Below are 24,757 nucleotides of genomic sequence, written 5' to 3'. Positions count from 1 at the left end.
GGAGAAGAATTTCCAAAAGAAAAATACGATGAGTTGAATGTGTTCATAGAGAGCCTGGAAACAACAAAGGGTGCGCTGATTGAAATTCTTCACAGGGCACAGCATATTTTCGGTTATCTCCCCAGGGATATACAGCTTTATATTGCCCGTAAACTTGGTATTCCGGGAGCGGAAGTCTTCGGTGTGGTCAGTTTTTATTCCTATTTCAGTACAAAGCCGGGGGGAAAGCACATTATAAGCGTTTGTATGGGAACGGCATGTTTTGTGAGAGGTGCCGACAAAATTCTTCAGGAATTCAGAGAAAAGCTGGGGATACAAACCAATGAAACTACCAAAGACGGCCTGTTCACCCTAAAGGATGTCCGCTGCATCGGAGCCTGCGGACTTGCTCCCGTGGTGATGGTGGATGGCAAGGTATACGGCAGGGTCAAGGCCGGGGATATTGACGGCATTTTAAATTCATATCGTACAAAGGAGGTACAGCATGCTGATAAAGTCCCTGGAGGAGTTAAATAAGGTTAAACAGCAGGCTTTGGAAAAAGTGAAAATACGACAGCACAGGGATGCTGTGCAAACAAATAAAAATATTTTGGTCTGCGGCGGTACCGGCTGCCTTGCCAGTGACAGCGATAAAGTTGCAAAAAATCTGGAAGTGATTTTAAAGGCCAGAGGTTTAAGTGATAGGATCCAGGTTATCAGAACAGGGTGTTTTGGCTTTTGTGAGCAGGGTCCAATTGTAAAAATCGAGCCGGACAATGTATTTTATGTAAGAGTCGGGCCCAAGGATGCAAAGGACATTGTGGACATGCACCTTATCAAGGGGAGCCAGGTGGAAAGGCTTCTATATGAAGATCCCCAGAAAAAGGAGAAGGTTCACAACCAGGAGGATATGACCTTCTATAGGAAGCAGCTCCGTGTTGCTCTCAGAAACTGCGGCCTTATAAACCCGGAAGACATTACCGAATATATTGCCCTGGACGGTTACCAGGCCCTTGGAAAGGCACTTGCACAGATGTCACCTACGGGAGTCATAGATGTAATAAAGCGGTCAGGGCTCCGGGGGAGAGGCGGCGGAGGTTTTCCTACCGGGCTTAAATGGGAAATAACCGGCAAGCAGGAGAACAGCCAAAAGTATATCATCTGCAATGCCGATGAAGGTGATCCCGGCGCCTTTATGGACAGAAGCATCCTGGAAGGTGACCCCCACAGTGTAATAGAGGCTATGGCTATAGGGGCATATGCAATAGGCGCTCATATGGGAATTGTCTATATAAGGGCGGAATATCCTCTTGCTATAGCCCGGCTTACAAATGCTCTGCAGCAGGCCCGGGATACGGGACTGCTGGGCAAAGGTATATTCGGCACCGGTTTCAGTTTTGACGTGAAGCTTAAGTACGGGGCGGGCGCTTTTGTATGCGGGGAGGAAACGGCTCTTATAAATTCCTGTGAAGGAAAAAGGGGAGAACCCAACTATAAGCCTCCCTATCCGGCCGAAGAAGGTTATTGGGGATTTCCCACCTGTGTTAATAATGTTGAAACCTTCGCAAATATCCCCGTTATCATGAACCGCGGCGCAGACTGGTTCGCCTCAATGGGAACCGGGAAAAGCAAGGGGACCAAGGTATTCGCCCTTGCGGGGAAAATAAACAATGTGGGCCTTGTGGAAGTACCCATGGGAATTACTCTCAGGGAGATCATTTTTGATATAGGAGGGGGTATACCTCATGGCAGGAAATTTAAAGCTGTCCAGACGGGAGGGCCGTCGGGAGGTGTTATAACCGAGGAGAATCTCGATACGCCCATAGATTATGACGGACTTCTGAAAATAGGTACAATGATGGGCTCGGGCGGAATGATAGTAATGGATGAAGATGACAACATGGTCAATATTGCAAAGTTCTATCTGGAATTTACAATGGATGAAGCCTGTGGGAGGTGCGGCCCCGGTAGGATCGGCACAAAGAGGCTGTATGAAATGCTCTGTAAAATAACTTCCGGAGAAGCGACAATGGCTGATCTGGATGCTATAAAACAACTGGCTTACATGGTTAAGGACAGTGCTTTGTGCGGATTGTGCCAGACAGCTCCCAATCCTGTCATCAGCACAATGAAATACTTCTGGCACGAGTATCTCAATTTTGTTCAGAAGGAGGACCACCCCCACCAGGAAGGTAAATATGCTTCTAAAAATAAAACAGGTGTGAAGTCATGAAGGAGGTGTACCGGAATGCATATAAAAATTGAATCGGGCAGAAAACATACAAAGGGTGAGAAATATAAATATAAACATGAGAATATCGGTGATATTAATGGTGAAATTAACAGCGATTTAGTGGGGCCTGATAAGAAAAGGATAAATGTACGGATAAATGACCAGGATTTGACCGTCCCCGAGGGAATTACAATCCTGGAGGCTGCACACCGGGCGGGAGTGAAGATTCCGACACTGTGCCACCTGGATCTGCATGATTTGCAGCTTTACAACAAAACCGCCTCCTGCCGGGTCTGCATGGTGGAGGTGGTTGATGAGAGGAACAACCGGAATAAACTTGTTCCATCCTGTGTAACAAAGCTGCAGGAAGGCATGGCAGTGAGAACTGATACCAGGAGGGCTATTACCGCCAGAAGGATGGCGGTGGAACTGCTGCTTTCAAACCACCCGAATGAATGTTTTACCTGCCCCAAAAACCTTGAATGCGAGCTGCAGTCACTGGCTGAGGAGCTGAATGTCAGAGAGATCCGCTGGGAAGGGGAAAGAATGACCTATCCCAAAGATATCTCAAGTGATGCCATTGTCAAGGACTCAAATAAATGTATATATTGCAGGCGCTGCGAAACCGCATGCAATGAAGTACAAACCTGCGGCATCCTTTCAGGGATAGGCAGGGGCTTCAATTCCTTTGTGGGCCCTTTTGCCAACATTCCGATGGTGGAGTCCTCCTGCACCTACTGCGGGCAGTGTGTGCAGGTTTGCCCCACGGCGGCGCTCACTGAGGTATATCACACCGATAAGGTATGGGAGGCCATAAATGCTCCAGGCAAATATGTAATAGTACAGACTGCGCCGGCAATCCGCGTTGCCCTGGGAGAGCTGTTCGGAATGGAGCCGGGTACCGTAGTTACCGGTAAAATGGTAACCGCGCTGAGGCGAATGGGGTTTGATGCCGTATTCGATACTGATTTCGGCGCTGACCTGACTATTATGGAGGAGGCCTCAGAGCTAATCTACAGGCTCCAAAACGGCAAAACCCTTCCCATACTCACAAACTGCTGTCCTGCATGGGTCAAGTTCATTGAGCATCAATTTCCCGAATTGATTCATGTACCGTCAACCTGCAAATCACCCCATATAATGCTGGGAACCATAGCCAAAACCTACTATGCCGAAAAAATGGGAATAGACCCGGACAGTATTGTCATGGTATCGGTCATGCCCTGTATAGCGAAGAAGGCAGAAGCCAGACGCCCCGAGCTCACAAAGGACGAACGGAACAATGTGGACATATCAATAACCACCCGGGAGCTTGGAGCCATGATACATGAGGCCGGAATAGAATTTGCAAAGCTGCCTGACGGTGAATTTGACAGTCCGCTTGGTGAATCCTCAGGTGCAGCCGTAATGTTCGGCACTGCCGGCGGTGTTATAGAGGCTGCCCTGCGCACAGCCTCTGAATGGCTGACGGGTGAACCTCTCAAAGAAATAGAATTTGAGGATCTGAGGGGTATGGATGGAGTTCGCAGGGCTGTTGTAAAAATAGGGGACAAGGAACTGAAAATAGGTATAGCCAGCGGTCTGGGCAATGCACGGCATATTCTGGAGGATATCCGTGACGGAAGGGCAGATTACCATGCCATTGAGATAATGGCATGTCCGGGCGGCTGTATTGCCGGAGGGGGACAGCCTTACCACCATGGCAATGACGAGGTTGTTAAAAAACGCAGGGAAGCCATATTTGAAGAGGATAGAAACAAAAAGATAAGAAAATCCAATGAGAACAAAGAAATATTGGAGCTATATAAAACCTATCTGGGTGAACCTTTTGGTGAAAAAGCCCATGAGCTCCTTCACACACATTTTGAGGAGAGGGAGAGGATTTAAAAAAATTAACCGGTAAACTGACTTCAGTTAATGATTGCACACAAAGTGCTTGCTTGAATGAGCTTTCCATTTGCAATTTTCAGTAAGCGCTTTTGCTGTGCGCCGGTATACTTCTTTATTACTGTTAACGGCAGCAGCCTCCTGATGAAATTTGACGGTGTATGAATTTAGGTGTCACAGGCCGCCAGATTATGGTATCATAATATTTATATTTGATATATCTGAAGATGGGTACATATTATATTAAATTATATTAAAATTTTATGATTCGGAGCTGATATTACATGGATATTGTTGTACTTATGAAACTTAATGATGAGCAAAAAAGGTTTTTAGAATCTGAAGCACCCGGCTGCAACTTTATTTATACAAAGAATGAACAGCTGAGTGAAGAACAACTGAAAAATGCCGGTGTTATAATCGGAAATCCGCCTTCAGAAATGCTTAAGCTGTCAAAAAAACTCCAGCTGCTGCAATTGTTCAGTGCAGGTGTGGGAGATTATGCAAAAGAAGGCGTTCTGCCCGACCGAGCCAGACTTGCAAATGCCAGCGGTGCTTATGGCCTTGCCATATCGGAATACATGCTGGGAGTACTCCTTGAATTGTACAAAAATCTGCATATATACAGGGATAACCAGGCCGAAGGAAATTGGTCCTATGCCGGTAATGTTAAAGGTATCTTTGGCTCTACTGCTCTGATTGTAGGCTTGGGAGACATCGGAGGGGAATTCGCTTCAAGGCTGAAGGCACTTGGTGCATATACCATCGGAATAAGGAGAACAGACAGCAAAAAGCCGGATTACCTGGATGAGCTGCATCTTATGGATAAGCTTGAAGACCTTCTGCCCCGGGCTGATATAGTTGCTCTCAGCCTTCCTGAAACAAAGCTGACAAACAGGGTGATAAATAAATCGACACTGCAGCTTTTTAAGAAGGATGCGGTATTGATAAATGTCGGGCGGGGAAGTGCCATAGATACCGAGGCCTTGTGTGATGCCCTCGAAAACCGGCAGCTTCTGGGGGCTGCGTTGGATGTAACCGATCCTGAACCGCTTCCCAGGGAACACAGGCTGTGGAAGATGAAGAATGCGGTTATAACTCCGCATATTTCGGGAGGGTTTAGCCTGAATGAAACAAAAGAGCGTATCGTAAGAATAGCCGCCCATAATCTGAAGTCGCTCATCGAGGGCAAGGCTCTGATGAATGTGGTTGATAAGGAAAAAGGCTATTAAAATAATTTAGTTGTTTACCATAATATTTGGAGGATGGAAAATTGGATGCTAATAACGCTGCGGTCAACGAAGCAAATAAAGAGGAAAATACAAACTGGTGCCAGTCTGTAGGCGGAGTGGTACTGAAGGGGAACGAGGTTTTACTGGTAAGGCACACTTATGGCGCAGGAAAGGGAAGACTGATCATTCCGGGAGGATATGTGAATATCAGGGAAACACCACAGGCTGCATTGTGCCGGGAAGTGATGGAGGAGACTACCATTGCTGCCGAGCCTGTAAAATTGTTGGGTGTGAGGTTCAATTTAAAGGATTGGTATGCGGTTTTCCTGATGGACTATGTTTCAGGAACTCCCAATTCCGATAACAGAGAGAACAGCGAGGCACTTTTCATGGATATAAACGAGGCTGTCAAAGCGCCTGATGTTCCTGATCTGACCAGGGTTATCCTGCAGGGAGTGATTGACAATGCGGATAATGCTTTGAGCAATATTCCTTTCGTATCAAGGGAGAAGAACGGGGAATACTCTTTCTATGGCATATAACCCCGATGGCTTACTGAAGCAGTATTTTCCCGAGAATAAATATGTTCTCAGGATATATCAAACTCACCGGGATATGGAAAAAGTATAGTCTGTGGACAATGGTCCCAATGGTTTGGGGAAAATGAACAAAAGCTCATATCCCTTATGAATAATTTATTATAAGGTTTTTATTAATTGCCTGCTTGTATTTTGGGCTTCAGGCATTCTGCTGCTGGTACTGGAGCTGATACAGGGAGTAATACATACCCTTTGCCGCCAGGAGCTCCTGATGGGTTCCGCTCTCGTGAACCTTTCCCTTGTGCAGGACAATGATCTTATCTGCGTGCTGGATGGTGGAAAGTCTGTGGGCAATAACAATTGTTGTCCTGTTCTTTGTGAGTTTGGTCAGTGCATCCTGTATCAGTATTTCGGTTTCGGTATCGATATTGGAGGTTGCTTCATCCAGTACCAGAATGGCAGGATCAAAGGCCAGTGCACGGGCAAAGGCCAGAAGCTGGCGCTGACCAGAGGAAAAAGTGGAGCCTCTTTCCATGACCTCCTCATTATAACCGTTTGGAAGCCTGCTTATAAAGCCGTCAGCATTGACATAGCGGGCTGCTTCCTGGAGTTTTTCGTCGGTTATGCTCTCCTCATTGAGACGGATGTTATCGTTAAGCCTGCCGCTGAACAGGAACACATCCTGCAGTACAACACCTATGGCTTTTCTGAGGGAAGCTTTTTGTACATCTTTTATATTGATACTGTTTATTAAGATCTCACCGCGCTGTATTTCATAAAATCTGCTCAAAAGATTGATAATTGAAGTCTTTCCGGCCCCGGTATGACCGACGATAGCTATGGTACGGCCTGCCGGAACCCTGAAGCTCACATCCTTTAGAACCCAGTTTTCATCATTGTAGGCAAACCATACGTTTTTAAATTCAATATCACCTGCTGCTGCCTCAGCGTCAAATTCCAGGCTTCCGGCATCCTCCTCGGCAGGCGTGTCAAGGATCATGAAAATCCTTTCGGAAGCAGCCATTGAGGACTGGAGAATATTGTATTTTTCGGCCAGATCGTTAATGGGCTGGAAAAGCAGAGAAATATAGTTTATCAGTGCGTACAGGACTCCGAATTCCATGGAGTTATCAATAACTTTGCCTCCTCCGTTCCATATTAACAGAGCTATAGTGAGGGAGGCGACCATTTCAATCACGGGTCTGAAAAGACCAAAAGTCACAACCTCATTCATTGAAGCTTTGTAATATGCCTTGCCGATTTTGTTAAACCTTTCAAAATTGGGCTTTTCCTTATTGAACAGCTGTATTATGCGCATACCTGAAATATTTTCGGATATGGCTGAATTTACTCTGGCAATTGCGGTGCGGACATTTCGGTAAACCTTTCTTATGCGCAGTCTGAAGATAACGGTCAGTATCAGTACCACCGGCATGGCTGCCAGTGTGATCCACGTCAGAGAGCTGTTCAGCCGGAACATTATTATGACAGCTCCCAGCAATATGGCAAAATCCTTGAGCAATGTTATAAGAACATTGGTATACATGTCATTGAGGGTTTCGGTGTCATTGGTTATACGGGTGACAAGCCTGCCGATGGGATTCCTGTCAAAATAGGACAGCGGCAGCTTTTGAAGATGTGAAAACACAAGCTGCCGGATGTTGTAGATAATGTACTGCCCGGCGTAACTTAATACATATATCTGCAGCAGGTTGAACACAAAGCCTGCTGCAACCAGCAGCACAAAATAAATACCCATCCTGTTCAGGGCGGATATGTTGCTTTTTTTAATATAGTCATCAATAGCTATACCCATCAAGTAGGGTCTGGCCAGATCCACCAGTGTTGCTGCAAACAAAAAGATTACTGCAAGCAGAAAAAGATACCAGTATTTTTTTGCAAATTTTAAAAGACGTTTCATTAATCTGGAATCATAAGCTTTTTCTGATATTTCCTCTTCCTGCATTATATTATTCTCTTCCGACATTGTTAACCTCCATGAGCGCGCAGCGGCTCCAAATATATGTTTTCTTAGCTCTGTTCCAGTTGGTCTATGAGTAATTGCTTGTTATAAAGTTCATGATAAAACCCGTTCCGAGCCAGCAGTTCATCATGAGTTCCTCTTTCCGAAACCCTTCCTTCCTCCAGGACAATGATTTCGTCGGCATCCTTGACCGCAGATATTCTATGCGACACAATAATACTTGTTCTTTCCTTCATAATGTTTTTCAGGTCTTTCAGAATTTCCTCCTCGGTACTGGCATCCACTGCCGAAAGGCAATCGTCCAGTATCAACATGGCCGGAGAACCTATGACTGCACGGGCTATGGCCACGCGCTGCTTCTGCCCTCCGGAAAGGGTAACACCCCTTTCACCCAGTACAGTTTCAAATTTGTCGGGAAATTCGTTTATGCTGTCCAGAATACGTGCTGTCTTTGCGGCTGAAACTATTTGTTCCGAATTGTTATTTCTAAAGAAGTCAATATTTTCAGCTATGGTATCCGAAAACAGGAAGGTATCCTGGGGCACACCCCCTATACTGCTCCTGAGAGCCGACAAGGGAATTTTATTTATATCGATGCCGTCTATAAACAGAGTTCCCCCGGGGGCCTTTAACAGTCTTGAAATAAGATTTATCAGTGTAGTTTTACCGCTGCCGGTACGCCCGATGATTCCGAGGGTTTTACCTGCTGCTATGCTTATATTGATGTTGCTTAAGACAGGCCTTTCGGTACCGGGATAGGTAAAGTCCAGGTTTTTAAATTCAACCGATCCCTTTATGGAAGCTTTCTCAACAACGCTCTCATCGGTTATTTCAGGTGTTTCATCCATGATGGTATTTATTCGTTCCAGGGATACAAAGCCCCTCTGGAACATGTTGGCTACCCAGCCTATGGCTGTAATGGGCCAGATAAGCATGCCAAGGTAGCTGTTGAAGGCTACAAAACCACCCAGGGTCACCGCACCCTGGATAACCAGTACACCGCCAAACCACAGCGCAATTACAAAAGAAAGCGCCGATATGGACATGACTGTGGGAAACATCATACTCATCAGCCTGACATATTTAAGATTAGCCTCCCGGTTAACCGCATTTATGCGTTCAAATCTTGATATCTCCTTTTTTTCCTGTGCAAAGGCCTTTATTACTCTTATTCCTGAGAAATTTTCCCTTGCAGCTTCGGTAAGGTTTGAAAAAGCTTCCTGCTGTTTTTGTACTCTGGACTGCATTATTTTCATAAAGAAAACTACTGCAATGCCAAGCAGCAAAAGAGGAAGAAAACAGGCTGCCGTCAGCTTGAGGCCTCCGGTTGAAAGCATCATTACCAGAGCTACCACCGGTATTAAAAAGCTGTCAATTACAAATATGATCCCCTGTCCGGAGGCCATGGTGACATTGCCCATATCATTTGTGGCATGAGCCATCAGATCCCCGGTTTTATGAGTGTTGAAGTAGTTTACGGACAGTTTTTGGAGATGGGCATAGAAACGGTTTCTCAGCGAGAGCTCTATGGATCTGGATACACTCATAAGAGTACACCTGAACAAAAATCTGAAAACAGCGACACCGGCTGCTATCAGCGAAATGGCAGCAGCGTATTGGGCAAGTCTGGTTCTGGTAAGGGTACCGCTTTCAAGGAAATCGGTCACATCGCCGAGTATTTTGGGCAAAACCAGCTGCAGTATATCCACGCACAGCAGGAACACGATCCCCAAGGCATATTTGTATTTATTTTTAGAGAGAAGGTCTCTTATATATCTCAGTTTACTCATATGATTACTACCCCGTTTAAATAAGTTTGGCCACATGGCCGAAAGGCCGCCAAATCCTATTATAACATAATTAACCGCCGGCAATGTATGAATTTAGATGTCGCAGACTACTAGAATATGATTATAATTATTTTTTACCTTGACGGTACAAATTTACCAATGATATCATAATTATGGCTGGAAAGTAAAAAAATTATTATTAATAAATGAAAGGAGGTCTTGTAATGTACAAATTAAATAATATTAATCAACAAAAACCAAATAATACTGTTGTACCTTATATATATGGGAAAATGGTACATTGGCCTGACCTCTGTTTACGTGATGATTATTTTTACAAGTTAATCATAAATCAGCGATAAAAATTCAAAGCAGTTGGGCCAATGTGGCTTGACTGCTTTTTGTTTTGTCCGTCCCTGATACTTAACGTTACTGTGCCGGATATATCATTTATATGACGTTGGTATTACAATAAAATTACATAATTGGGAAAATATTGACACAGCTGAATATGTGTTGTAAAATTCATAAGGCGGCTGGGACTGAACTGCTGCAGCATGGCAATTCATAAACAATACTGATAAAATCGATTCAAAATTACGAAAGGGGGGTTAACCATGTATTTAATGAATTCATGTATGAGACAACTTAACAAAGTTATTGCACAGGAAAAACCATGCATGAATAACAATCTGCATTGGCTTGATCCTCTGTTGAATAAATGTGACAGAAGGAACTTCCTTTATGATGTATTTTAAAAGGACGGTTCGGATATTTGCAGATAAGCATTTACAAACAAGAGTGATTAAGCCCGTATGTGGGATTTAATCACTTTTTTATTTTTAAAATTTATCAAAGGATGCTTAAAGAAAATAATATGAAAAAATAGCCCGGAAGCAGTATTCAGAAAGATATTGAGACGGAATAAATGAGAAAGATGGTGAAATAATGAGATTTTTTAATACGGTACAAAAAAATATGAGCTTTGTTGATGTGATAGCCAGCATCGAATACTTTATCAGACTGGACCCTGACTGCAGGTACAGACTGGCAGTGGGGACGGACTCCCAGTTAAAAGGCAGAATCACCTGTTTTGCAACAGGCATCTATATACACAGAGAGGGCCGGGGAGCCTGGGGCTGCATATGTAAAAGGATACTAAACAGACAATACACAAATTTGAGGGAAAAGATAACAAAGGAAACTTCTCTTACTTATGAGATGGTTAACATGCTTAATCAGGAATTGCTGACTTCGCTGTATGATATTGCAGTCAGGTATGAAAACTTTGACTGCAGACTTGAAGCTCACATCGATGTTGGAACAAGGGGAGAAACCCGTAAACTTATTAAAGAGATGGTCGGATATTTCGAAGGTATGCCGGTAGATGCAAAAATCAAACCGGAAGCTTTTGTTGCGAGCAGCTATGCAAACAGATACAGCCGCGATACGAGGGTAAGCTGATGAATAGAATACTTTATCCGGCAGAATTGGAGACAAAATATGAATACATTGGCAATGAATGTGAAAAAATATATATCAAAGAGCAGAAACAAAAGAGACAAACTCAAGATCGGAACAATTTCGCTTGAGCATTGGGAGAGTATAGAGGGGAGCGGCAGGATTTTATCGGCAAGAAATAATAATAAAAACAATTATAATACGTCACTTTACCTTGAACAAAGCCGGATGCTCTTTTCAAGTAAGTTGAGATAAAATAGCAGGCAGCCACATGATTTTACCCGGCTGCCTGTTATTTTAATTAATGGCAGCCGCTCGCATACTGTTGATATTTCTGCTGAATTACTATTTAACGACCTGAAAGGAGTTTGTTGTATGTTGGATGTATGTTTGCTGGGAACAGGAGGAATGATGCCGCTTCCGGACAGATGGCTTACCTCTCTGCTGTTGAGATACAAGGGACGGATGCTCCTGGTGGATTGCGGTGAAGCTGCACAGATACCTCTGAGAATATGCGGGTGGGGCTTTAAAGCAATTGATGCGGTATTATTTACCCATTACCATGCCGATCATGTTGCAGGTCTGACCGGGTTTCTTTTAACCCTGGGCAATTCGGGAAGAGAAGAACCGCTGACCCTGATAGGACCGGCCGGGTTAAAAACCGTTGTGGAAGGTCTGCTGGTTATAGCCCCCCGGCTGCCTTACGAAATCAGGCTGCTGGAACTGCCCCATGATCAAGGTGCGGAATTTTTATTGGGGGATATTTATGTCGGAAGTATTCCTGTTGAACATTGGCTGCCATGCCTGGCGTACAGCTTTGAAATTAAAAGGCAGGGTAGGTTTGACCGCAGGAAAGCCGAACAGCTGGGGATACCGGTGAAATACTGGAAGCAGCTGCAGAAGGGTGAGCTTGTTGATCTTGAAGGAAGACGGATTAAACCTGAACTGGTGATAGGTGAACAGAGAAGAGGGATAAAGGTATCCTATTGTACAGACACCAGGCCTGTGGAAGGGCTTGTTGATTTTATAAAAGACTCCGACCTCTTTATATGTGAGGGAATGTATGGTGATAACCGGGATATGGAAAAAGCGGTTCAAAAGAAACATATGGTTTTTTCAGAAGCTGCCCTGCTCGCGAAGCGCGGTGAGGTGGAGGAACTCTGGCTGACACATTTCAGCCCCGCGCTGGAAAATCCGCAGGAACATATAGCTTCTGCAACTTCTGTATTTGCGAACACAATTGCAGGCTGCGATCTCATGACTAAAAATATAAAGTTCAAGGAATAAAATCCGGAAAAATAATGGAACAGGAGTTGTGCCGGGTTAGTAAAATATAAAGGGTGTTGAAAAGGTAAATTTTTAACCAAAAATATCAAATAAAATATCAAATTTGAAAGTTTTAATATTCAAAGTTGCAAATTCGTAAATATTTGCAAAAAAAATTTTTATTGATTTAAATTTTAGACTTAATAATCTTTTTTGCGAAAGTAGCTTATTTACTGGGTTTTGCCGCTTAAAAATAAAAAAGTCTGGTTTTAAAAACAAAAAAAATATAAAAAATTCCAAATAATTACTTTTAAAATTTGCATGTTCCGTGTTAGAATAATTGTATAAAAAATATATAAATAGAAATAAGGGTGTGAAATATGCAAAAATATGGTTTACCGAACAAGCAGGGGCTTTACGACCCGGCATTAGAACATGACGCATGTGGAATGGGGTTTGTCGTAAACATAAAAGGAGAAAAATCCCATGATATCGTTGCCGACGCTTTGACAGTGCTGGAAAACTTAAATCACAGAGGGGCCAGCGGAGCAGATGAAAACACAGGTGACGGTGCAGGAATACTGGTTCAGATCCCACATGACTTTTTTAAAAGAGAATGTGAAGTTCTGGGGTTTGATTTGCCTGAAAAAGGCAATTACGGCGTAGGTATGATCTTTGCCCACAAATATGAGGATTTCAGAAAAACTCAAATGGAGGCTTTTGAAAAGATCGTAAAGGAAGAGGGGCAGAAAATCCTGGGCTGGAGGGAAGTGCCCATAGACAAGACAACAATAGGTGACAGCGCAAAATCTGTTATGCCCAGATTTATTCAGGTGTTTATTGAAAAATCTTTGGATTTGGCAGATGAAATGGCCTTTGAAAGAAAACTCTATACCATCAGAAAAAGGTCTGAAAGGGTCATCGGACCCATGTGCGAAGACAAGGGAAGCATATTCTACGTTGCAAGTTTGTCTTCCAAAACCATTGTTTACAAAGGTATGCTCACTGCCGAGCAATTGAGAAATTTCTATCTCGATCTTTCGGACCTGGACTTTGTGTCAGCACTGGCAATGGTCCACTCCAGATTCAGTACAAATACCTTCCCAAGCTGGGAAAGAGCACATCCAAACAGGTATCTCGTACACAACGGAGAAATAAATACTATCAGAGGTAATGTAAACTGGATGAAGGCACGTCAGAAATGCATGGATTCCAAATTGTTTGAGGACATCAACAAGATATATCCCATAGTTGATGAATCGGGCAGTGACTCCTCCATGTTCGACAACAGCCTTGAATTCATGTATCTCACAGGAAAGTCCCTTCCCCAGGCAATATTGATGATGATTCCCGAACCGTGGGAAAAGAACCAGCTTATGTCCAAAACAAAAAAAGATTTCTATGAGTTCCAGAATTTTATAATGGAGCCATGGGACGGACCTGCCGCCATGGCATTCACCGACGGCGATGTGATAGGCGGAATGCTTGATAGAAACGGACTTCGTCCATCAAGATACTATGTGACAAAAGATGACAAGGTTGTACTTGCATCCGAAGTCGGAGTAGTTGATATCAAACCTGAAAACATACGGTACAAGGGCAGGCTTGAACCGGGCAGAATGCTTCTTATAGATACCAGGGCACAGAGGATTATTTCCGATGAAGAAATAAAGGAAAGTGTCTCTAAAATGCACCCATATGGTGAATGGGTTAAAAAACATATATTCAAACTCAGTGACATGCCTGCTGAAAAAGCCGGGGAGGAAAAAGCAGGAGAGGATTTGCTGCAGCAGCAGAAGGCTTTCGGATATACCTTTGAAGATATAAACAAGTATATACTGCCCATGGCGGCTTCGGGTGCCGACCCTGTAGGAGCAATGGGTATGGACACTCCTCTGGCGGTGTTGTCCGAAAAGCCGCAGATGTTGTACCTTTACTTCAAGCAGCTGTTTGCCCAGGTTACAAATCCGCCTATTGACGGCATCAGAGAGGAAATAGTAACCTCCGGCAGTATATTGCTGGGAACGGCGGGAAACCTGCTTGAGCCTGACCAGGAAAAGACCGGAAGTATCTTCCTTGAACATCCTGTTTTGACAAATGAACAGCTCAATACCTTAAAAAATTTAAATAATGAAAAATTCAAGGCAGCTACCATTTCAATGCTCTATAAAGTGGCTGAAGGCCCCATGGCAATGGAAAAGGCCTTGAAAAGAATCTTCAAGGAAGCTGACAAGGCTATAAGTGAAGGAGTTAATATTATTGTTCTTTCAGACAGGGGAGTGGACAGGGAATATGCGGCGGTACCGGCTTTATTGGCATCTTCAGGACTCCATCACCACCTGATAAGAAAAGAGATAAGAACAAGTGTGGGCATTGTGCTGGAATCAGGCGAGCCAAGGGAAGTACACCATTTCTGTACCCTTATAGGTTACGGTGTAACAGCGGTAAATCCATATCTGGCCTATGAAACGATAAAGGAGCTTTCCGACAAGGGCCTGCTTGGCTCCCTGACCTATGAGGAAGCCATAAAGAACTTTATAAAAGGGACTGTAAAAGGTGTTCTCAAGGTACTCACAAAGATGGGTATCTCTACCATCCGCAGTTACCATGGCGCCCAGATTTTTGAAGCGGTAGGCCTCAGAAAGGACCTGATAGACACTTACTTTACACATACGCCTTCCAGACTTGAAGGTATCGGCATAGATGAAATTGCCATGGAAAATCAGATGAGACACGAAAGTGCCTATGTTGAGTCCCCGTACAGCGACACTCTTGAAGTGGGCGGAACCTTCCAGTCAAAAGATGACGGTGAAGTTCACATGTATAATCCAGAAACCATATACATGCTCCAGAAGGCATGCCGTGAGGGAGATTACCAGCTGTTCAGGAAATATTCCAAAAAGATAAATGAAGAAGAAATCATAACATTAAGAAGTATACTTGAATTTAACTATAATATAGGGGATACAATTCCTGTTGAAGAGGTTGAATCAGTTGACTCAATCGTTAAGAGATTCAAGACAGGTGCCATGTCCTACGGTTCCATAAGCAAGGAAGCCCATGAATGTCTGGCCGTTGCCATGAACAGGCTGGGAGGAAAGAGCAATACCGGTGAAGGAGGAGAAGATCCTGAGAGATTCAGGGTACTGGCAAACGGAGACTCAAAAAAGAGTGCCATCAAGCAGGTTGCTTCGGGACGATTCGGTGTTACCAGCAACTACCTGGCAAATGCCGTTGAAATACAGATAAAGATGGCCCAGGGCGCAAAGCCGGGAGAAGGCGGACAGCTTCCGGGACGTAAGGTCTATCCCGAAATTGCAAAGGTCAGACACTCAACTCCGGGCGTGGACCTGATTTCACCGCCGCCGCACCATGATATATACTCCATTGAGGATTTGGCGGAGCTTATACATGACCTCAAGAATGCCAACAACAAGGCAAGGATCAATGTAAAGCTTGTTTCAGAGGTGGGTGTCGGAACCATAGCCGCAGGTGTTGCAAAGGGAAAGGCTGACGTAATACTTGTCAGCGGATACGACGGAGGAACAGGGGCATCTCCATGGACAAGTATTAAAAATGCAGGTCTTCCCTGGGAGCTTGGGCTTGCCGAAACCCATCAGACTCTGGTACTTAACAGGTTGAGGGACCGGGTTGTGGTTGAAACCGACGGAAAGCTGCTTACCGGTAAGGATGTGGTTGTTGCCGCTCTGCTGGGAGCAGAAGAGTACGGCTTTGCCACTACTCCTCTTATAGCACTGGGCTGCGTAATGATGAGGGTGTGTAATCTGAATACATGCCCTGTGGGCATAGCTACCCAGAATGAACAGCTGAGAAGGAATTTTACAGGCAAGCCCGAATATGTGGAGAACTTCATGAGATTTATTGCTCAGGAAATGCGTGAAATAATGGCGAAACTGGGCTTCAGAACCATAAATGAAATGGTGGGACGTACCGACAGGCTGAAGGCAAAGGATAATATAAAGCATTGGAAGGCATCCCAGCTTGATTTGTCGGCAATACTTTACCAGCCTTATGCGGGTGCCGATGTGGGCAGATACAAGATGCGGGAACAGAACCACATGATGGATAAGTCACTGGGAATCAAAAAGCTTCTGAGAATGTGCAAGCCTGCCCTGGAAGAAAAGAAACCAATCAGGACCAAGCTCAAGATTGAGAATGTTGACAGGGTTGTGGGGACTGTGATAGGCAGTGAAATATCCAGGAGATACGGTGAGGAAGGCCTTCCGGAGGACACTATCAAGCTCAGCTTCGTAGGTTCGGCAGGACAGAGCTTCGGAGCCTTCATACCAAAGGGGATGACTCTTGAGCTGGAGGGGGACTCCAATGACTACATCGGAAAGGGTCTTTCAGGCGGAAAAATCATTGTTTATCCTCCTAAAGCCTCAGATTTCCAACCTGAGAAAAACATACTCATAGGCAATGTGGCATTCTATGGTGCAACTGAGGGTGAAGCGTATATCAACGGTATTGCAGGTGAAAGATTCTGCGTAAGAAACAGCGGCATCAAAGCCGTAGTTGAAGGCGTGGGAGATCATGGCTGCGAATACATGACCGGCGGCAGAGTTGTAATACTCGGCGGGATAGGAAGAAATTTTGCGGCAGGTATGTCGGGCGGTATAGCATATGTTCTGGACTTTGATGAGGCATATTGCAACCAGTCCCTGGTATTGACCGAAAAGCTCACTGACGGCGCCGAGCTGGACAATATTAAAGAGATGATAGAAAAACATGTTTCATATACAGGAAGTCCTTTAGGTAAAAAGGTTCTTGACGACTGGAAGAATTATTCACAGAGGTTTACAAGGGTGATACCTGAGGATTACAAGAAAATGCTTGAGAACATCGAAAATGCCCACCGGAAGGGATTGGCAGGTGACGATGCATTGATGGCGGCATTTCAAGAGAGTTTAAAAAATTAATGGAGTAAGGTGGGATTACGATGGGAAAAGCTACTGGATTTTTAGAATATGAAAGAATAGACCCTAAAAAAAGGCCTCCGGAGGAAAGAATAGGAGACTGGAATGAAATCCGCATTGAGCGTGATCCTGAGGTGATAAAAACCCAGGCCGCAAGGTGTATGAACTGCGGAATTCCCTTCTGTCACGGAGGGGTACTTTTAAACGGTATGGCTGCCGGCTGCCCTGTTCACAACCTTATTCCCGAGTGGAATGACCTGGTATACAGGGGACAGTGGAAGGAAGCTTATAAGAGGCTGATCAGGACAAATCCGTTTCCGGAATTTACAGGCAGAGTGTGTCCTGCTCCCTGTGAAGGCTCATGTACAGAAGGCTACAATATGGAGTCGGTTACAATACACGAGATTGAATATGAAATAATTGAAAGAGCCTTTGCCGAAGGTTGGGTGGAAACAAAGAAGAGCCGGCCCACAGGAAAAAAAGTTGCCGTTGTGGGTTCAGGGCCGTCAGGTTTGTCGGCTGCGTATTATCTAAACCATGTGGGACATGAGGTTACGGTTTATGAAAGAAATGACAGGCCCGGAGGACTTCTGATGTATGGAATACCAAATATCAAAATCGACAAGGGCATTGTCGAAAGAAGAATAAATCTTCTGAAGGAGTCTGGAATCAAATTTGTACTAAACACTGAAGTAGGCAGGGATATCAGCGCACAGGAGCTGGTGGACGGCTATCATGCGGTTGTTCTGTGCGGCGGAGCCACAAAGGCCAGAGGTTTTAATGTGCCGGGCAGTGATCTGAAGGGAATATACTATGCTGTTGACTTCCTGAAAGCCAATACAAAGAGCCTTCTGGATTCAAAGCACCAGGATGGAAATTACATCAGCGCAAAAGATAAAAATGTTATTATCATCGGGGGCGGCGATACCGGAACCGACTGTGTGGCCACATCCTTGAGACATGGCTGCAGGAGTGTCTACCAGTTTGAAATAATGCCAGAACCTCCAAAGGAGAGGGAGCCAAAATCAAATCCCTGGCCGGAGTGGCCAAAGCAGCTGAAAGTGGACTACGGTCAGCAGGAGGCTATAGCTTTTGCGGGTGAGGACCCGAGAAACTACCTCATTAACACTACAAAGATAGTCGGTAATGACAGGGGTGAGGTTGCAGAGGTCCACACTGTTGAAGTCACCTGGGGCAGGGATGCACAGGGCAGATTCGGTCCGCAGCCCGTACCCGGCAGTGAAAAGGTTTGGAAGGCTGATTTGATCCTTCTGGCAATGGGATTCCTTGGACCCGAAGATACCATACCAAACGAACTCGGTTTGGAAAGGGATCCGAGAAGCAATATAAAGGCTGAGTTTGAAGAGCATCAGACCAGTGCCGACAAGGTATTTGCCGCCGGAGATATGCGAAGAGGCCAGAGTCTGGTAGTCTGGGCAATCCAGGAAGGAAAGCTGGCCGCAAGGGAAGTTGACAGGTTCCTTATGGGAAAGACAAGTATAAGAAGTTAAGAGCAATAAGAAGCAAATTAAATTAAGATACAAAATTATTAAGGCCGGAAGAATACCCACATCGGGTATTTATTCCGGCCTTATTTAGTTGTTGCTGGAATTTATCTGTTTTTTCGTGTTTTAAATATATAATATAGAAATATTTGAGTTAATATGGAAATTTTCCACTTTCTATTACAAAAGATAATGTTATAATATGTAAGAGTTTCAATATTTAAACAAATACAGTAGAAATGGAGTTACTATCTACCATTACATTTCTGAAACAAATACGCTCATAAATTTTTTTATTTCACATTGTCATGTTTAGAATACCTGTATTCATATACAGGATAATTGTTTTTGTACTGATCCTGTACTTTGGCTGTAGTTCCGGCTTACGGGCTTATTCACATATGGGAGGAAAGGAGGGCAGCCGCCGGCTGCATTTTAAAAATGGTATTTACAATCAACTGTAATGAAGAACAGATATTCTAATAATCGAATTTTGGGAGGTAATTGTTATGAAGAAAGCATCTAAACTGAGTCTGGCCATTTTGATCATGATCATTGCTATTTTGGCCTTTGGAGCGGTGGTATCCGCTGCCCCCTGTATCAATCGGGAAGTCCAGTTAACACAGCCCGACGGTACCAAAGTCAAGGTATTGGTTACAGGTGATGAATTCTATCAGCATGTAGAAAGCATTGATGGATACACTCTTTGCATGGATGATAAGACCGGCTGGATACACTATGCTGATGTCAATGCAGACGGTACGGAATTTGTTCCCTCCGGTGTGATTTATCAGGGAACTGCCAAAGCGGATATCAGTATTCAAGGCAAAAGCAGTCTTGCCAAGCATCAGCAAATCAGTAGTGAATCCATTAGAAAGAAAAGGGAATATACAAAGAAGCTTCTGAATCTGGACAAAACAAGTACCAATGCTTCTATCGCAAGTGCGGAAATTTCTGGTCCTGCTGTTCTGCCTGCCGGCCAGACAATGGGAAATGTCCTTGGTCTTACAATCCTGATCAATTTCCCCGATCAACAAAGCACCGTCTCCAAAACGGATATAACCAATCTGTTCAACCAAACAGGTTATACCGGTTATGGCAACAACGGCTCTGTAAGGGATTATTACTATTCCGTCTCGGGTGGAAAACTGACTTTCACCAATACCATCACAGGCTTTTATACCGCAAAGCATCCCAAATCTTATTATAATGACCCGAACATCGTATTCGCTTCAAGAGCTGCCGAATTGGTTACAGAAGCGCTGCAGTGGCTTGACTCTACCGGCTTCAACTTTGCCAGCCTGACTACCGGCTCAGATGGCTATGTTTTGTCTGTAAACGCCCTTTATGCAGGTGAGCCGGATGTGGCCTGGAGCAAAGGCTTATGGCCGCACCAGGGTGCGCTGTATACCCCTTTCAGAGCTGACGGAGTCAATGTTCAAAGATATGAAATGTCCAATATCGGTACAGACCTTTCCATCTATACCATTTGCCATGAGAACGGCCATTTGATCCTTGGATATCCTGATCTTTATGACTATGACGGAGATTCGTCGGGTATTGGAAGATACTCGCTCATGGCCTATACCGATGACAAGAATCCTGTCCCGCCTGATGCCTACTGCAGAAACGTCATTTCCGGCTGGAACGGCATCTCCAGTCTAAACAGCTTGGCTGATGGCACCAGCGTGACTGCAGTGTCCAACGGCACCGGTGCTCAACAGGCATATCGCTGGACGGGTTCAAAATCCAATGAATATTTCCTCATTGAAAACATACGAAAGACAGGCAGGTATGCCAATATGCCGGATGAAGGGCTTATCATATGGCATGTGGACCAAAATGGAGACAACAGCTTCAACCAGATGACCGCTTCAAAGCATTTCCTTGTGTCCGTTGAACAGGCAGATAATCTTTTTCAGCTTGAGAGAAATGGGAACAGCGGAGCAGATGGCGACTTGTTTCATGCAGGATATAGAACCAGCTTCAGCGACACTACATCACCCAGTGCCAAGTGGTGGAACGGTACAAACTCCGGATTATCCATTTCCGGCATCGGTGCCATCGGCAGCAGCATAACCTTTATCAAGGGAAGTTCCGGACCTTCCGCCAGCAGGTATGAAGCAGAAGGCGCAACTGTGAACAACGCCAGTATTTACAGCGGTTCCGATGCCTCCAATAACCAATATGTAGGCGGTATTGATTATTCCGACAGCTATGTAGCCTTCACTGTCAATGCAACAGCAGCCAAAACCTATACCATGACCATCCGGTATGCCAACGGCACCGGTGCCAACTCGACCCAGAATCTTTCAGTGAACAGCGGAGCTGCAAGCACTGTTACATACATGCCCACTTCCGGTTGGGGACAGTTTGGAAGCACAACAGTAAACTTCACGCTCAAGGCAGGCTCCAATACCATTAAGCTCAGCAAAGGTGCTGCCGGTTATGCAGAACTGGATTATATTGAAATCCAATAAAACAAGAGCCTGCAATAAAAATAAGAAAATCCTCCTGCACATTATGGGCAGGAGGATTTTCTTATCCATATCACATCTGCTTTGCCATTTGCTCCACTACACTTTTCATTTTGTGGACAATCTCGGGAGCATCCATTTGGGGAGCAAATAGCTCAATGAGGCAAAGCTTTTGGCTGCACAAGGTTTCTGCCTGCTTTATGGCAGCATCAAGCTCTTTATTTGTATGAACCTTGGCTGAAAAGAAATCTCCTCCGAAGGCTTCCAGCAGTTTTGCATAATCCCATGAGGCAATATTATTGTACGGGGCGGGTTTTGGAGCAGCATTAAGATATTTTTCAATAGTATATTCACTGTTGTTGACTAAAAAAATAATGGGTTTGCACTTATTGACCAGCATAGAGCTGAACTCCTGGACAGTCATCTGATTGGAACCGTCACCCACGAATAATATGACCCTCCTGTTTTTATCGGCCATACATGCGCCGAAGGTGGCAGGAGTTCCGTAACCGATACTGCCCCAGCCTCCCTGGGTGATGTAGGTGGCACCCCTGGGCAGTTTGAACAGAGCACTTCCGAATTGAAAGCTCCCGGCATCTGCAACCAGGATATCATTTTCCCTGAGCATTTTTTGAATTCTGGGATAATAATACCTGGCAGTGACAGGTTCCTCCATATAAGGGTAATCATTTTCATATGAAAAGTTGACTTGTGGGATGGAGGGCATTTGTTTGTTTATCCTGCCCGGAAGTTCACTTAATATATCCTGAATTAATACATTTTCGTATACCGTCATACCGACGCTGACTTTATTGGGCTGAATATCTATTAATTTTACAGGGTTTATCCTGGCTGTAAATATGCCGGTATTGTAGTCCGACCAGTTGGTGCCCACTGCCAGCACACAGTCCGAGGTTTCAACAATATTTTGCACCTGGGTATTTCCAAGGCTGCCCGCGTAAAGCCCTATAAAATTTTTATGCCTTTCATCAAAGGAACCCTTACCCATCATCATTGTTGCCACAGGAAGGTTTATTTTTTCAGCAAGCTGTTGTACCCGAGCCTGCAGATTATACCTTGACACATGGATTCCTGAAAGCAGCACCGGATTTTGCGATTGGTCCATCGTACTGCTGATATGCTGAACAGCAGCTTGCAGGGAGGGTTGGCTCGTCTGCTTTTTTGAGATGTTCACATCCCTTTGTACAACCGGCTTGTTGACAATATCGGAAGCAATCAGCAGATATACGGGTTTTTTTGATTCTTTTGCGGCTGCAATGGCAGTGGGGATTTCAACGGCTGCATTTTCCGGCGTTATTTTGGCGGTGTATTGGGATATGAATCCATAGAGATTTTTGAAAACTTCAAAATCGCCGTTCAGAAGAGTGTGGTGCATCTGTTTATGCTCCTGCTGTACTGCCGTTTTAGGCCCGCCAATGATATGGATAACCGGAACACTTTCGCAGTAGGAGCCTGCAATGGCATTACAGGTGCTTAACTCCCCGACTCCAAAGGTGGTTATAAGGGCGCTTATCCCTTTGACCCTGGCATACGCGTCGGCGGCGTAGCCGGCATTTAACTCATTGCAGCAGTTGACAAATTTGATGCTGCCGTATTCCTCCAGGGCATTCAAAAGCGAGAAATTGTAGTCGCCGGGAACACCGAAGATATCGGTTATTCCCTCATTGCTTAAACAATCATATAAAAAGCTGCCAATAGTTTTATTCTCCATTTTTTGCTCCATTCTGCTGCCTGCCGGGCAGCGACATAGATAATACTAATAAACCTCATGAAAATAACTTATATTAAATTAAACTTATTCTAGTATCACCACTCTCGGGGGATTCATGCCTGATTACCGCTGAAATTGCAACTAACAGCATATATTAATTGAGGGAACAAGCAAGTTATATATAGGGTTTAAATAATTTGAGTTAATTGTAATAATATACATTTTAAAGTCGATTTTACTTGAAATAACAAAATTAATAGGATAATATAGCTATAGTAAATAAAATTTTAGGAGGTAATGAAAGTGAAATATCAAATAAAACAAAAGATTTTTTCCATAGCTGATGGATTTAAAATCAAAAATGATGCCGGAGAGGATGTTTATACCGTTAAGAGCCAGCTGTTATCAATTGGCAATAAGCTCAAAATATTGGACTTGTCCGGCAGCGAACTTTGCTATATAGAACAAAAACTTTTAAAATTCATGCCCGAGTATAAAATAATAATTTCGGGACAGGAAATTGCCACTGTTAAGAAAAAGTTCTCATTATTAAGAAATAATTTTATCATTAATGGTAACGGCGGTGATTTCACAGTGGAAGGAAATTACACCGGACATGAATTTAAAATTAAAAATGGAAACACCGTTGTCGCTGTGATATCCAAAAAATTCTTCTCAATGTCTGATACATATGGTGTGGAAATTGATGACGGGCAGGATCAGATAGTTGGTTTGGCTCTGGCAATCGTAATAGATATGGTCTGTCATGATAAAAAGTAGTAAAAGACCTGTCTGATAAAGAACTCAGTATTGTCAGGATACTGGGTTTCTTTTTTTCAGGATGCATTTTTATGTTCTAAATTCCAGTTTTGAGTCCTGCCAGCGCCTGTAAAGGATAAACAATCCCACAGTACCTAATATCAATTGACCTATAAGGACCGAGTACGCCCAGGGAAAGATATAATTGATGACCAAGGGAAGGCCATCCCATAAACCGTGCAGTACAACCACAGTAATATATGCTTTAATCACATGAATATTTATATAAAATCTGCCCTGTACACTTTCTCTCAGCAGTATGCTTGACAGTATTGCGGTCCAGGTCCCATGGCCCACCGGAGATGCTATCCCGCGTATCAAAGTGACGAATACTGTTTGAGACAGACTGCCGCCGCCCTGGAGAAAAGCGGTAAATGCATAACCTGTACTCTCAAAGGCGGCAAACCCCATACCTGCCGCAGAACCGAGAATAATTCCGTCCAGCATGGAGTTATACCGTCTGTGTCTTGCAATCAGATAAACACCTATAAGTTTTGTAAATTCCTCAATGATACCCACCGTAAAGGCAGTTATAAATGTAAGCTCAGGGATAAAGATAGGTTCCAGCAGAGATGCTGCAATAGTACCAAGTGCTCCTCCAAAGAAAAAGCATATGGCAGTGGCCGGCATATTAACGCTGAACATTTCCCTTCTTTCATAGAAAAAGGAGACAAAGGCTACGGGTACCAAAAAGTTTCCGATCAGCACAATACTGGGAAACAGATTAATGTTGCCGGTCAATATCAATGTAATAACTGTGGCAGCATAAATAATAAACCCGAATAAAAGAACACGCAGCCAATATTTCCGCTTTACTTTATCATCCATCATATCACCTGAAAATTTATTTTATTATTATAATTGCAATTTATCAAAAATAAATCCTTGGAAATTATACACTTTTACTTTAAGCGGG

Annotated in this window: 16 protein-coding genes; 12 read left to right on the top strand and 4 right to left on the bottom strand. The window is 44.1% G+C overall.

Going from position 1 to position 24,757, the window contains the following annotated elements:
- From CTER_RS22105 to CTER_RS22085, 5 genes are all read left to right on the top strand, one after another.
- On the top strand, positions 1 to 516 hold a 516-nt coding region (locus CTER_RS22105; protein WP_004629516.1), incomplete at its 5' end, for an NADH-quinone oxidoreductase subunit NuoE family protein.
- Complete coding sequence (locus CTER_RS22100; RefSeq protein ID WP_004629498.1) at positions 485 to 2,212, top strand: NuoF family protein; 1,728 nt, start codon at positions 485 to 487, stop codon at positions 2,210 to 2,212. The genes CTER_RS22105 and CTER_RS22100, both read left to right, overlap by 32 nt.
- Before the next feature lie 15 nt (positions 2,213 to 2,227).
- Positions 2,228 to 4,099, top strand: a complete 1,872-nt coding sequence (locus CTER_RS22095; protein ID WP_242835053.1) for an NADH-dependent [FeFe] hydrogenase, group A6 — start codon at positions 2,228 to 2,230, stop codon at positions 4,097 to 4,099.
- Positions 4,100 to 4,383: 284 nt separating this feature from the next.
- Positions 4,384 to 5,331: a D-2-hydroxyacid dehydrogenase gene (locus tag CTER_RS22090; RefSeq protein WP_004629512.1), complete on the top strand. Its 948-nt coding sequence runs from the start codon at positions 4,384 to 4,386 to the stop codon at positions 5,329 to 5,331.
- A gap of 41 nt (positions 5,332 to 5,372) precedes the next feature.
- Positions 5,373 to 5,873 carry an NUDIX domain-containing protein gene (locus tag CTER_RS22085; protein WP_004629500.1) on the top strand — a complete coding sequence of 167 codons (501 nt, stop codon included), beginning with the start codon at positions 5,373 to 5,375 and terminating at the stop codon, positions 5,871 to 5,873.
- Positions 5,874 to 6,069: 196 nt separating this feature from the next.
- Here the strand turns inward: CTER_RS22085 and CTER_RS22080 are convergent, their stop codons facing one another.
- Positions 6,070 to 7,857 (bottom strand): ABC transporter ATP-binding protein, encoded by a 1,788-nt coding sequence (locus CTER_RS22080; protein ID WP_004629518.1) that lies wholly within the window; start codon positions 7,855 to 7,857, stop codon positions 6,070 to 6,072.
- 44 nt (positions 7,858 to 7,901) lie between these two features.
- Positions 7,902 to 9,644: an ABC transporter ATP-binding protein gene (locus tag CTER_RS22075; RefSeq protein ID WP_040761880.1), complete on the bottom strand. Its 1,743-nt coding sequence runs from the start codon at positions 9,642 to 9,644 to the stop codon at positions 7,902 to 7,904.
- Positions 9,645 to 10,592: 948 nt separating this feature from the next.
- On the opposite strand from CTER_RS22075, the gene CTER_RS22070 reads away from it, so the two are divergent.
- The 6 genes from CTER_RS22070 (at position 10,593) to CTER_RS22045 (ending at position 21,293) form a co-directional block, all read left to right on the top strand.
- Positions 10,593 to 11,108, top strand: a complete 516-nt coding sequence (locus CTER_RS22070) for a ribonuclease H-like YkuK family protein (RefSeq protein ID WP_004629484.1) — start codon at positions 10,593 to 10,595, stop codon at positions 11,106 to 11,108.
- 39 nt (positions 11,109 to 11,147) lie between these two features.
- Positions 11,148 to 11,360, top strand: a complete 213-nt coding sequence (locus CTER_RS22065; protein ID WP_004629509.1) for a hypothetical protein — start codon at positions 11,148 to 11,150, stop codon at positions 11,358 to 11,360.
- A 120-nt stretch (positions 11,361 to 11,480) separates the two neighbouring features.
- Positions 11,481 to 12,392: a ribonuclease Z gene (locus CTER_RS22060; RefSeq protein WP_004629502.1), complete on the top strand. Its 912-nt coding sequence runs from the start codon at positions 11,481 to 11,483 to the stop codon at positions 12,390 to 12,392.
- Positions 12,393 to 12,751: 359 nt separating this feature from the next.
- Positions 12,752 to 17,311 (top strand): glutamate synthase large subunit, encoded by a 4,560-nt coding sequence (gene gltB, locus CTER_RS22055; protein WP_004629522.1) that lies wholly within the window; start codon positions 12,752 to 12,754, stop codon positions 17,309 to 17,311.
- A gap of 20 nt (positions 17,312 to 17,331) precedes the next feature.
- Positions 17,332 to 18,819 carry a glutamate synthase subunit beta gene (locus CTER_RS22050; RefSeq protein WP_004629520.1) on the top strand — a complete coding sequence of 496 codons (1,488 nt, stop codon included), beginning with the start codon at positions 17,332 to 17,334 and terminating at the stop codon, positions 18,817 to 18,819.
- A gap of 503 nt (positions 18,820 to 19,322) precedes the next feature.
- Entirely contained in the window at positions 19,323 to 21,293 is a 1,971-nt protein-coding gene (locus tag CTER_RS22045) for a M6 family metalloprotease domain-containing protein (protein ID WP_004629506.1), read from the top strand.
- 70 nt (positions 21,294 to 21,363) lie between these two features.
- Here the strand turns inward: CTER_RS22045 and CTER_RS22040 are convergent, their stop codons facing one another.
- Positions 21,364 to 23,022: an alpha-keto acid decarboxylase family protein gene (locus CTER_RS22040; RefSeq protein ID WP_004629528.1), complete on the bottom strand. Its 1,659-nt coding sequence runs from the start codon at positions 23,020 to 23,022 to the stop codon at positions 21,364 to 21,366.
- A 303-nt stretch (positions 23,023 to 23,325) separates the two neighbouring features.
- Here CTER_RS22040 and CTER_RS22035 point away from each other — a divergent pair, with 303 nt between their 5' ends.
- A complete protein-coding gene (locus CTER_RS22035; RefSeq protein ID WP_004629486.1) occupies positions 23,326 to 23,802 on the top strand; it encodes an LURP-one-related/scramblase family protein in 477 nt (158 codons plus the stop codon).
- A gap of 69 nt (positions 23,803 to 23,871) precedes the next feature.
- Here the strand turns inward: CTER_RS22035 and CTER_RS22030 are convergent, their stop codons facing one another.
- Positions 23,872 to 24,669, bottom strand: a complete 798-nt coding sequence (locus CTER_RS22030; RefSeq protein ID WP_004629481.1) for a PrsW family intramembrane metalloprotease — start codon at positions 24,667 to 24,669, stop codon at positions 23,872 to 23,874.
- Positions 24,670 to 24,757 lie beyond the last annotated feature (88 nt).

The sequence above is a fragment of the Ruminiclostridium cellobioparum subsp. termitidis CT1112 genome (assembly GCF_000350485.1).
Classification (GTDB): Bacteria; Bacillota; Clostridia; order Acetivibrionales; family DSM-1351; genus Ruminiclostridium; species Ruminiclostridium termitidis.
This window is presented reverse-complemented; position numbering and strand designations above follow the sequence as displayed.